This window comes from Ruoffia halotolerans (assembly GCF_014049385.1).
GTDB classification, from domain to species: Bacteria; Bacillota; Bacilli; order Lactobacillales; family Aerococcaceae; genus Ruoffia; species Ruoffia halotolerans.
Genome location: NZ_JACAOA010000004.1, coordinates 92,976 through 104,696 on the forward strand (window position 1 = coordinate 92,976; position 11,721 = coordinate 104,696).

Annotated in this window: 10 protein-coding genes; 7 read left to right on the forward strand and 3 right to left on the reverse strand. The window is 36.6% G+C overall.

Features of this window, described 5'->3' with window-relative positions:
• Positions 1-7 precede the first annotated feature (7 nt).
• From HW423_RS02545 to HW423_RS02560, 4 genes are all read left to right on the forward strand, one after another.
• Positions 8-1,207 carry a hypothetical protein gene (locus HW423_RS02545; RefSeq protein WP_218930380.1) on the forward strand — a complete coding sequence of 400 codons (1,200 nt, stop codon included), beginning with the start codon at positions 8-10 and terminating at the stop codon, positions 1,205-1,207.
• 174 nt (positions 1,208-1,381) lie between these two features.
• Positions 1,382-2,857 carry a PTS system trehalose-specific EIIBC component gene (gene treP / locus HW423_RS02550; RefSeq protein WP_218930381.1) on the forward strand — a complete coding sequence of 492 codons (1,476 nt, stop codon included), beginning with the start codon at positions 1,382-1,384 and terminating at the stop codon, positions 2,855-2,857.
• 73 nt (positions 2,858-2,930) lie between these two features.
• Positions 2,931-4,589 carry an alpha,alpha-phosphotrehalase gene (gene treC / locus HW423_RS02555; protein WP_218930382.1) on the forward strand — a complete coding sequence of 553 codons (1,659 nt, stop codon included), beginning with the start codon at positions 2,931-2,933 and terminating at the stop codon, positions 4,587-4,589.
• A gap of 23 nt (positions 4,590-4,612) precedes the next feature.
• Positions 4,613-5,194, forward strand: a complete 582-nt coding sequence (locus HW423_RS02560) for a sugar O-acetyltransferase (RefSeq protein WP_218930383.1) — start codon at positions 4,613-4,615, stop codon at positions 5,192-5,194.
• 444 nt (positions 5,195-5,638) lie between these two features.
• Here HW423_RS02560 and HW423_RS02565 read toward each other — a convergent pair whose 3' ends face one another.
• Positions 5,639-6,205, reverse strand: a complete 567-nt coding sequence (locus tag HW423_RS02565; RefSeq protein ID WP_218930384.1) for an NADPH-dependent FMN reductase — start codon at positions 6,203-6,205, stop codon at positions 5,639-5,641.
• 197 nt (positions 6,206-6,402) lie between these two features.
• Between HW423_RS02565 and HW423_RS02570 the strand changes: the two genes are divergently transcribed.
• A complete protein-coding gene (locus HW423_RS02570) occupies positions 6,403-7,701 on the forward strand; it encodes a GerMN domain-containing protein (protein ID WP_218930385.1) in 1,299 nt (432 codons plus the stop codon).
• A gap of 19 nt (positions 7,702-7,720) precedes the next feature.
• Complete coding sequence (locus tag HW423_RS02575) at positions 7,721-8,161, forward strand: anthrone oxygenase family protein (RefSeq protein WP_218930386.1); 441 nt, start codon at positions 7,721-7,723, stop codon at positions 8,159-8,161.
• 43 nt (positions 8,162-8,204) lie between these two features.
• Here HW423_RS02575 and HW423_RS02580 read toward each other — a convergent pair whose 3' ends face one another.
• Both HW423_RS02580 and treR read right to left on the reverse strand, forming a co-directional pair.
• Positions 8,205-9,617: a serine hydrolase gene (locus tag HW423_RS02580; RefSeq protein WP_218930387.1), complete on the reverse strand. Its 1,413-nt coding sequence runs from the start codon at positions 9,615-9,617 to the stop codon at positions 8,205-8,207.
• Positions 9,618-9,648: 31 nt separating this feature from the next.
• A complete protein-coding gene (gene treR, locus HW423_RS02585; protein WP_218930388.1) occupies positions 9,649-10,374 on the reverse strand; it encodes a trehalose operon repressor in 726 nt (241 codons plus the stop codon).
• Between the two features lie 147 nt (positions 10,375-10,521).
• Between treR and HW423_RS02590 the strand changes: the two genes are divergently transcribed.
• Entirely contained in the window at positions 10,522-11,487 is a 966-nt protein-coding gene (locus HW423_RS02590) for a nuclease-related domain-containing protein (protein ID WP_218930389.1), read from the forward strand.
• Positions 11,488-11,721: the final 234 nt, after the last annotated feature.

The window sequence follows — 11,721 nt, forward strand, 5'->3', positions numbered from 1 at the left end:
GTTGAATATGAAAAGAAATGCCTTAACTCTATCTTGGATTATTCTTATGGTCCTTGTAGTGATAGTAATATGGGTTAGTCAGACCCAGGTCAATCCAATCCAAGTCCAGTCTCAAGATGAAGATATCAATTGGGCGGACTTAGAATTTGTATTGAAGGACAAAGACAAAGAAGTTAGTTATGTTGCTTTCATGGAGCAAGATGGCAAGTTCACTCACCTCATCAATGATTACAATTCTTCACAGTCATTAATGCAATCTGTCTATGATGAAGTGTATTCAGCATTTCCATTAACGAATAGACCTAATCTGCGTGAATATGGGGTAGTTAATCCGAATAGTTCCATTCAATTATGGTATCAAAGTTCCTACCTGAGAGATCAAGATGATGATAGCTTAATCTTCGATTATAAGATCGTGGATAAGGACGCTTCGGTTTTCACTGAAGGGAGTTATGACTTAGGAGAAGATAAGGATTCTAACTATTCAGTTATTAGCTATGCTGAAGATGATTCCAACTATTATCTATTGTTGACAATCGATGGTATGGAACGGAATCCTACCCATACGACTCAATTAACTATCAATAAAGAGACCGCTGAGGTAGTGAATGAAGAGAGTATTGAGGAAGACTTAACGGACTATTATGCGCTATCGAATGCAGGTTATCAATTAGATCAACCTCATTTCCATCTCATACTGAAAAGCCACGTTAATCCAGATTCCTTGTCAGTTAATCATAGCCAACTCTCTTCTTATAACAATTATGAAGTGGCAGTCATTGATCCCATTACCCTTGAGGTGAATGATATTGTCGTAAGTAATTCTGAGTCCACGGATGATGAAGAATTTTATGGTGAAACGAACTTGGTCATGGTTAGGGAAAATCATTTGTATTACTTGAAGATTGATACGGCACATACTGAAAGGGTCGAGGATCCTTCTAGTCTTATGACTATGTATGAATATGATTTTGATGGGGAGGATTTCGAAGAACTTTGGAATAGAGAGTTTTTGGACTTCAAAGGAATCGCCTATACTTTACAAAATAGTCAATTGTACATGAGTATGATTGAAGATGAGAAGCAAGTTCGATTAGAACATGTCGATATCTTAAGTGGAGAGACAGATGGGGAGAAGATTTATACCATTAAAGGAAGCTCACAATATCAATTCCTATCTACAAACTTTGTAAATCGTCAATACTAAGAATTTTCTGCAAATGCCTTAGGTGTTTGCAGTTTTTCGTGTTACATCTCAATTATTACAGATTCTTTACAAAAAATTCGAAAATACGACACATATAAGTTGCAAGTCAAACGCTTTCACTATATAATAAAGGGGTCAGGTAAATTTGTATAGACAAGTCAAAGGAGGATGAACATGGCAAATTTTGAAAAAGATGCTAAAGCCTTATTGGAACACATTGGTGGATCCGATAATATTAATGCTGCAACGCACTGTGCTACACGAATGCGTTTTGCATTAAAGGATCCAAGTGAAGCGGATATTCAAGCAATTGAGGCAATACCATCTGTCAAGGGGAGTTTTACGCAAGCAGGTCAATTTCAAGTCATTATTGGTAATAACGTATCTGAATTTTATAAAGAATTTGCGGCGATTTCTGGTGTTTCAGAAGCTTCAAAAGCGGATGTAAAGCAAGCCTCTGAAGCGAATCAATCGTGGTGGCAAAAGGCAATGACGTTCTTAGCTGAGATCTTCGCACCAATTATTCCAGCGATTATTGTAGGGGGACTTATCTTAGGTTTCCGTAATATCTTGGAAGGTGTAGCTTGGGAAGGGTTAGGCGGTCAAACGATTGCTGAGTCTTCTGTATTCTGGAATGGAATTAATCATTTTCTGTGGTTACCAGGAGAAGCAATCTTCCATTTCTTACCAGTAGGTATTACATGGGCCGTAACACGTAAGATGGGAACAACTCAGATTTTAGGGATTGTCCTTGGTCTGACTTTAGTATCACCCCAATTATTGAATGCTTATGGTGCTGCGGAGGCATTAGCATCGGGAGAAGTACCTCAGTGGGACTTTGGTTTTATTCAGTTAGATATGATTGGATATCAAGCTCAAGTAGTTCCAGCAATGTTAGCTGGATTGGCGTTAGGTTATTTAGAGAAATTCTGGCGTCGTGTTGTTCCAGAAATGGTATCAATGATTTTTGTTCCGTTCCTATCACTATTACCAGCAGTTATTCTTGCACATACGGTGCTTGGACCAATTGGTTGGTGGATTGGTGACGGAATTTCAACAATTGTTCTGGCTGGATTATCAGGACCATTAAAATCATTATTTGGTTTCTTATTCGGAGCACTCTACTCTCCATTAGTTATTACTGGATTACATCACATGTCAAATGCAATCGATTCACAATTAATCGCAGATACTGGTACAACTGGTCTGTGGCCAATGATTGCTTTATCTAATATTGCTCAAGGTTCAGCGGTAATGGGTGTATGGTGGTTAACGCGTAAAGACGCAGATGAGTCTCAAATTACGATTCCATCAGCAGTATCATCATTCTTAGGTGTTACAGAGCCAGCGATGTTTGGGGTAACATTGAAATATATTTATCCATTTATTGCAGCGATGTTAGGATCAGGAATTGCCGGCTTTATTTCAACAACATTTAACGTTCAATCGAATGCGATTGGTGTTGGTGGATTACCTGGTTTCCTAGTTATCCATATTGATTCACAAATGTGGTTCTGGATTGCGATGGCAGTAGCTTTAGTTGTGCCATTCGTTCTAACACTTGTCTTTAATAAAGTTGGTTTCTTAACGGATGCCGGATTAAACTTCGATATCCCATTCTTTAACAGCAAATCAGAGAAGGAAGCATAAACAAATTTATATACAATAGAAGCAGCAAGTTGATCCTAACTTGCTGCTCTTTTATTACAGGAGGAATTTAAGAATGAAATTATCAAAACGTGTAATGTATCAAACCTATCCAAAATCATTTCAAGATACAACAGGTGATGGTTATGGCGATTTACAAGGAATAATAAAAAGATTAGATTACTTAAAAGAGCTTGGTATTGATATGATTTGGTCAAGTCCATTCTATCCTTCACCGCAATATGACAATGGTTATGATGTGAGTGATTATACGGGAATCAATCCAGATTATGGGACAATGGAAGACTTCGATGAGTTAATGGAAGAGCTTCAAAAGCGTGGGATTGATTTAATGATGGATATGGTATTTAACCATGTATCAACGGAACATGAGTGGTTCCAAAAAGCTTTAGCAGGGGATCAATATTATCAAGATTTCTTCTACTTAGAACCAGCTAAAGAAGACGGATCGTTGCCAACCAATTGGGATTCTAAATTTGGTGGACCGGCTTGGGAGAAATTCGGCGATACTGATTTATATTATTTACACTTATATGACGTGCACCAAGCAGATTTAAATTGGTACAATCCAAATATGCGTGAAGAATTGCAGAAAGTCTTAAACTTTTGGTTAGACAAAGGGGTCAAAGGCTTCCGATTTGATGTACTCAATGTGATTGGGAAAGAATTACCTTTTGTTGATAGTGAAGAACCAGGTTCAGCTCAAGAAAAGTCATTGTATACCGATACACCAATCGTTCATCAGTGGGTAAAAGAATTAAATCAAGCCTCTTTTGGGACACGTGAAGACATTGTCACTGTCGGGGAAATGTCATCGACAGACGTACCCAATGGTGTTCGTTACACAAATCCAGCTGAAGAAGAGTTAAGTATGATATTTAATTTCCATCATCTAAAAGTGGATTATGAAAATGGAGAAAAATGGAGCAATTCAGACTTTGATTTCTTGGAATTAAAACGAATTTTAGATGAATGGCAAACTGGAATGTCAGATGGTGACGGATGGAATGCGTTATTCTTAAGTAATCATGACCAACCGCGTGCGAATAGTCGTTTTGGCGATGTTGAGAACTATCCGTTTGAAACAGCGACAATGTTAGCTCAAACCATTCAATTCTTACGAGGAACACCATATATTTATCAAGGTGAAGAAATTGGAATGACCAATCCTAATTATACGTCGATTGAAGAATACAATGATATCGAAACTCATAACAATTACCAAATTCTCTTAGACAAAGGTGTCTCAGAAGCGGAAGCTCTTGAAATTATTCAAGCGAAATCACGTGATAATGGTCGTACACCCGTTCAATGGGATGACAGTGATCACGCAGGGTTTACAACTGGCGATCCTTGGTTAAATGTCGCACCGAATTATAAAGAAGTGAATGCCACTAATGAATTAGCGAATGGCCAAATCTTTTCATATTATCAAGAGTTAATTAAACTACGTCGTGAATACGATGTGATAAGTGATGGGACTTACCGTGGGTTATTATTAAATCACCCAGAAGTAATGGCTTATGTGCGTGAATTAGAAGATGAGAAGTTATTAGTCCTCAGTCATTTCTATCCAAGCGAAGTTACAGTAACTTTACCAGATGAATTCAAAGGCTTATCAGCTAAGAAACTGATTGGTAATGGCGCTTTAGAGGTAATGTCTGATTCAATCACGTTGAAAGCCTACGAAACTGTGGCATTTTTAATAAAATAATAGACAAATCTGAGGAGAAAACTATGACAGAACGTGAAAAGATGCTAAATGGCGAGTGGTATGACGCGAATTATGATGAAGGACTTGTGGAAGAACGTAGAATTGCGCAAGACTTGTGTTTTCAATTTAATCAAACGCCACCTTTAGAAGAAGAAAAGCGACAAGACATTCAAGAAAAATTATTTCAACAAAAGTTAGACAACGTTGGAATCTCTAGTCCATTAACTTGTGATTATGGGTCACTTACCCAATTTGGGCATGACGTATTTGTTAATAGTAATGTTTACTTCATGGATGGTGGCGGTATTACAATTGGAAATAATGTCTTTATCGGTCCTAACACTGGTTTCTATACAGCTGCTCATCCATTGGATTATCCAAGTCGTAATATTGGGCTTGAGAAAGCTTCACCGATTGTCGTCGGAAATAATGTTTGGATTGGAGCCCATGTTGCTATTATGCCAGGAGTAGAGATTGGTGACGGGTGTGTGATTGGAGCTGGAAGTGTTGTGACACGTGATATTCCAGCTAATTCATTAGTTATGGGTTCACCTGCGCGCATTGTTAGAGAAATCGATCAAACAAATCAAATAAAAGATAAATAAAGCTGTGAGATAAGAGCGAAGCACTGTCATAGGGTGTTTCGCTCTTATTCTTTTTCTATTACTACAGATAATAAACTGTTTCACTTTTTCTTATAACTGTTATAGTTTATTTTGTAGAAACTTAATGAAAGCATAATTTTATTGGAATTATATAAATAAAAACTGTTGCAAATAGTTATGAAGGGTGTTATCATATTAGTAATGAGACATAGCCAATGTGTCTCAGAATAAACAGCATATACTTTTCCTTAAGGAACCATTCCCTTATAACATATATATATATATATATCGGTAACGAGTTTGTTCAGATATTAGAAGCCCCCCAAACCTCTCATATTTTATACAAATATCGTTATCCATCTACGACAGAACTTCAAAGAGTTCTGTTTTTTTATTGCACAAAAAAAGCTATCAACTTAGAGTTAGATAGCTTTTTCTATATAATTATTTATTACGTACTGTTTGTAAAGCTTTTGACCAGCTTACAACGTCGTTTAACATGTTATTTACTGAATCTGTATGGTAATCAGCAGGTTTAAACGTGCTCATTTGTTCGAAGTCGGTGTTCATACTGAATGTTACTTGAGGACCAACAACAGCAACTTTTAAGTTACCTAACATTGGACGCATCATCACACTTGCGCTAATTCCTAATTGTCCACCGTATGATACAATTCCAGCTGCTTTGTGGAAGAATTCACTTGCTAAGTAATCAATCGCATCTTTTAAGCCACCCGTTACAGCTTTATTGTATTCTGGTGTAACAAAGATAAAGCCATCTAATTCTTTCACTTTATCAGACCATCTCTTAACGTTAGGATTTGGACGATCATCTGTTGCAATAGGAGGAATAACCTCGTCAAAGCGTGGAAGATCAAACTCTTTAATATCCACTAATTCGAATTCTGCATTATTATTATGCGCTTTCGCAAATTCTAAAATCCATTCTGCCACTTGTAAATTTACACGTGAGTTACGTGTACTACCTGTAATAATACCAATTTTAACCATATGATAGCCTCCTAATAATTTTAATAACCTAACAATTCTAGCTTAAGTATGAGATTTTTACAAACGAATATGTTAATAAATGAATATAAGCTTTATTACTATAAAATTATCTAGTAAATTCCTCACAACACTCTACTCAACGAAGAAGACTATGCTATAATGAAATTAATATTTTGAGGAGACGAATGTGAATACTTATGAAATTAAAACAACTTATTTTAAGCTCACTCGCTTTCTTGCTCGTCGGATGTGCAAGTGAACCAATGATTACCTTAAGCGAAGAGAACCAAAGTATTATTGAAGAGAAACGTCAAAGTCTAGAAGGCAACCAAACAGAAGATGAAAGTGCAGAAGGTGAGGACACTCAAAGCCAAGAACCTGATGAAGCAAGGAACAGTCAGATCCTAACAAGCTTCGATACGAGTGATTGGGTAGCTTTAGAAGACGCCGTTCAGTTAAATATTGAAGATTACTTACCAAACGTTATGTATCAAATTAAGCAATATAGTAATGGGGAGACGTCACGTGTTGACTACCCTGACTTCGTGGACCAAACATTGAACATGATGCAAGTGGAAACGCGAATAACAGATCAAGCGCCCATCGTGAATATCTTTAGTTGGGGAAATTCACAAATCACTCGCCTAGAAGAAAGTTCAGAATTAAATCCATATGTGAACCATCTAACAGGGAGGGCTAACCAAGCGACTCAGGAATCTGAACTCTTGCTACAAGCACCCCTGCAAGTTGGTACAAATTGGCAACGTGATGCGGCGACAACAAGTGAGATTACTGCGATCTATAGCCAAGCAACGATAAGAGATCTGGAGTTAGAGAATGTGATTGAAGTTACTTCAACACTTGAATCAGGTACTTTAGTCGAATATTATGCACAAAATGAAGGTGTCGTAGCGACCGTCGAAGCAGACGAAGCAGGTACGGTGACGCAAGTATGGCAAGCACAAGCAATCTATCCTGAGAACCGTATTATCAATAATGTTGAAGTGAAGTTGCCGACAACGGATGAAGCGATGGTTGAGCCTGGGCAAGCAGCATTCTCGTGGCAAACGAACGGGAATTTCGCAAGTGCTTTTGATAGTATGTTTAAAGAGATGGGCATTTTAGATGATACGATTACAGTCCAAGCGGTCACTTTAGATGAAGGAGTTGTCATCATTGACTTCTCACCTGGGGTAGTAGCTGTATTGAATAGTCATGAAGCTTCAGAACAAGCAGTGATTGCTTCAATTGTAACGACATTAGGGAATTTCTTTAATACGGATCAAGTACGTTTAACAGTGAATAATAATGGTATGTTACCAGATACGCTTGAATACCCTACGCATGGCATCTATCAAGTGAGTACAATAACGACTCCTTTAGAGACAGTCGATGCGTCAGTTGAATCAAGTGAGTCAACATCGAACGCTTCGTCAATGGATGAATCTGCAACTACAGATGAAAGTCAAACAACAATCGGTTCAGAATCACTTTAACAGTGGATAGGAGCAAATGATGTCTAACATAATCGTAATTATGTTTATTCTATTTAACACAACTATCAGTGGATTGTATTTTACTTTTTCTAATACTATTATGCCTGTGCTAAAGCAAGAAGAGGATGCTCGTATTGGTATTCGAATAATGAATCGAATCAATGATGTAATACAGAACAGTCTATTTTTCCTGTTGTTCTTTGGATCCCCTTTACTAGCGGTCGCCATGGTTTTGATGAATATGAATTCTATCTTGTTTTGGGTGGGGAGTTTGCTACATATTATCGGAAGCTTTTTAGTAACCATTGTGAAAAATGTTCCCTGGAACAATCGACTGAAGAATGAGGCGAATGAGACCAGTTGGCAAGAATTTGTTAGTGAGTGGACTCGCTGGAATACGATTCGAGCTATTATGGGTTTGCTAGCTTCGACAATTATTTTGCTTGAATTACTCTATTAAAAAAGTGGGTTTGGAAAATTTCCAAACCCACTTTTTATTTGCATTAATTATGTGCTCTAAACCATTGATTCACTCGTAAGTTCATTACTTCTAGAAATTGATCAGCTTGATTAATATTATCGGAAAGAACGACTAAAGCGTACTGAGGCTGATTATTTTCATAATAGATTCCACTATCGTTAACTGCTTGCTCATAGCGACCAAATTTATTTGCCATCATCTCATTATTAACATATGACGTGAACAATTGGGCCGGACTTGTTTCAAACATTAAGTTAATCAAGTCATTGTAGGATTCATCTTGAGCAATTTTAATTAATACTTGCTCAGTAATATAAGCTGAACTTAGATTATTATTTAAGAAGTCTTCTGGTTTTTCATCAATTCCAGCAAACGTTAAAATATCTTCGCGGAAATTACCGAATTCTTTATCGTACTCGGCTTTAAGTATATTCATTGCAGTATTATCTGAATGAGTGATTGCTTCTGCAATCAGTTCCTCTATCCTATAACTGCTTTCCAAAGGACCGTTTGTAATGTTTCCAGCCCCGGCTTCAAATAATGCTTCACTGTAATCAAGTTCACTATCTAATTGATACTCACCTGAGTTGATTAAATCAATATATAAGGCAGACAGTGGAACTTTCGTTATACTCGCTGCAGTAAATAATTCATTCTCGTTCAGATAGTAATGTTCCTCATTGTGGAAGTTATAATAAGCTAAACTAATTTCAGAAGAGTTGACGTTAAACTCAGTAAGTGTTTGGTCTATGACATCAGCCATATTTTTATAGGCGTCTAAGTCTAAAGGTTCAATTCCATTTTCGTCCATCAAATAAGTTTGATAGATGTCGTCAAATGTAAGCTCAGATTCTGAAGAACTTTCTGTCGATTCGTCTTCTTGACTTTCATCTTGAGAACTGCTTTCAGATGATGCGCTGCTAGACTCAGATCCCGCGTTACTCGTCTCGTCTTCCTCGGTGCTTTCATCTTCAGAACTGCTTTCAGATGATGCGACGATTGCTTCGGAATCAGATTCACTTGTCTCGTCCTCTTCTTGGCTTTCGCTCTCGGAACTGCTCACGGATATTTCGATACTTACTTCGTCTTCCTCCGTGCTTTCTTCGTCTGAGCTATTTTCAGTAGAAGACTCACTTTCTTCACTACTTTGGCTTGGAACAACCGCAACACGATTACTTTGGTTGGTTGTATCTACATCTAGTGTCCTTTCCACGTCACTTTCACTCTCTTGCTCTGATTCATCCGTTTGAGAACTCGCTTCACTAGAGTTTGCAATCGTTTCTTCACTAGATCGATTGGCTTGAGACGACACTTCTTGAGTAGATGTTTTACTAGGCGCCTCTCCTTTACTGTCATAATTAAGGTATAAAACGAAAGTAAAGCCTAATACAACGAGGATAATTAGACCCCACCGCAAATTTTGATTATTTTGCATTCATTAACTCCTTTAAGCGATATTCATTATATCACGGATTTATAAACCGATTATGACGCGGAGCGAACTCTTGAAAACGAAAGCGGTCAATTCGGTGACGTGACATCGTATATTGAAAAAACGTTGCGTCCTTTAGAAATACTTGGCTCTTCACTGTGATTGTGTAGTCTTCTGGTTTAATTTTTAAGTATTTAATATCTAAATCATCGGCGGGTTCACCGATAAATTCTTTCGATGCAAAGCCGATTTCTAGACCAAGATCACCTTCAAAGTATTGATAGATGGAATCTTCTGCTACTTGGTTGGGTATTTCAGACACGATACTTTGACGAATATAATCTTCATCGATAATCACGACTTCGCCAGCAATTGAACGTGTTCGAATTAAGTGAATAAACTTCTCTTTCGAACTCATTTTTACATCATTTAATATAAAGTCTGGAACAGGAATAATATCATTTTTTATAACTTGTGTCGTACTGGCGAGATTATTTTCCTCACTTAATTCTTTATAACTCACTAAACCACTAATTGGCAAAGCGAAACGTCGATAATCTAAAACAATGGACCCGTGTCCTTGTTTTTTAAAGATAAATCCATTATCTGATAACATCCGTTGCGCTTTACGAATCGTCTCACGAGAAACATTATACTCTGTTGCGAGTGAAGTTTCACCTGGAAGTAAAGACCCCACTGGATAAATGTTTTCTTTTATTTTGTTTTCAATATCTAAGTATATATATTCAAACTTATTCATAAAACTCACCTCTTCATTAATCAACCCTATTCTATCACGCTACTGATAGGAAGGTAAATGATATTCAGATGAGAGTTGGGGTTTACTTAAAGAAAAATTAATAATGGAATTGCCTCTTTTTTTTGTATATATATATGGAGGTGTATTATGAATAAAATCAACCCAAAATTATTTGACCATTTAAAAGAGAAGTATTATCGGAATTTATTGTCTCCAAATGATGAAAAATCTTACTTCATCGCCGAAAAAGGGGACCGAGCAGAAATAGAGTTATTTAAAATATTAAAAAATAAAATCCCCAAGTCATGGATATTAAAACCAAATTATTGGATTCAATACAGCCGAACAAATGAGATTGACATTATCATTTTCACGGGGAAATTTGTTTGGCTAGTGGAATGTAAAAATTATAGTGGTGTATTTGAATATATGGATGGGAATTGCTATAGAAACAAAAAGCCAATAAATAATGAGATTTCATTCGCTCAAAATCGAAAAAATGCTATTGAGAATATATTATCTGATAATAAATTAAATGGTGTGCCAGTATACTCTTCGATGATATTTATGGACAATGAATGTGATGTTAAAAATGATAGGGATTCTGGGATTGAATTGGTGATGCGATATCGGTTATCAAGACATATAAATGAAATGGTTCAGAGATATCAGACTTTGCCTGATTATTTTGATAACCTCCACCTGGAACAAACAATCGATCGTTATCGGATTAATCATCCATTTCCCCCAAAAATTATACCAGTAACTCTTTTTAAGGAAGCGAAAACGGGCATTCATTGTGCGATATGTTATAGTTACTTATTAAAAAATCATTATAAAACGATAGAGTGTCAAGATTGCGGATACATTGAATATAAAACCGAGGCACGATTACGGACAACAGCAGAATTAGGGATGTTGTTTTATCACGATGATAAAATACTTACACCAAAAAATATAGTAACCTTTAGTGGACAAGTAAAAGAAAAAGATGCTTTTTTGAAATCCCTCTATAGAAAGTGGCCAACTCACAGTAGCCATCGAGGTGTTTACTATCATAACTTCGGTTTGCCGTATGAAGCAATCAGACACAAACTGAAAAAGAGTAAGTAAAGAGTGCCAACTGGAGGAATTATTTCATATTCCTCCAGCTGTTGTGATTAATCGGAAGAATAAAAACTAATTGTTCCAGCTATTGTGATTAACTGGAAGAATAAAAACTAATTGTTCCAGCTATTGTGATTAACTGGAAGAATAAAAACTAATTGTTCCAGCTATTGTGATTAACTGGAAGAATAAAAACTAATTGTTCCAGCTATCATGATTAACTAGAAGAATAAATAATAA

Coding starts and splice junctions, on each gene's coding strand:
- HW423_RS02570 (WP_218930385.1), top strand. CDS start 6,403: ATGAAATTAAAACAACTTATTTTAAGCTCACTCGCTTTCTTGCTCGTC.
- HW423_RS02580 (WP_218930387.1), bottom strand. CDS start 9,617: ATGCAAAATAATCAAAATTTGCGGTGGGGTCTAATTATCCTCGTTGTA.
- HW423_RS02575 (WP_218930386.1), top strand. CDS start 7,721: ATGTCTAACATAATCGTAATTATGTTTATTCTATTTAACACAACTATC.
- HW423_RS02565 (WP_218930384.1), bottom strand. CDS start 6,205: ATGGTTAAAATTGGTATTATTACAGGTAGTACACGTAACTCACGTGTA.
- HW423_RS02560 (WP_218930383.1), top strand. CDS start 4,613: ATGACAGAACGTGAAAAGATGCTAAATGGCGAGTGGTATGACGCGAAT.
- HW423_RS02545 (WP_218930380.1), top strand. CDS start 8: ATGAAAAGAAATGCCTTAACTCTATCTTGGATTATTCTTATGGTCCTT.
- treC (WP_218930382.1), top strand. CDS start 2,931: ATGAAATTATCAAAACGTGTAATGTATCAAACCTATCCAAAATCATTT.
- treP (WP_218930381.1), top strand. CDS start 1,382: ATGGCAAATTTTGAAAAAGATGCTAAAGCCTTATTGGAACACATTGGT.
- treR (WP_218930388.1), bottom strand. CDS start 10,374: ATGAATAAGTTTGAATATATATACTTAGATATTGAAAACAAAATAAAA.
- HW423_RS02590 (WP_218930389.1), top strand. CDS start 10,522: ATGAATAAAATCAACCCAAAATTATTTGACCATTTAAAAGAGAAGTAT.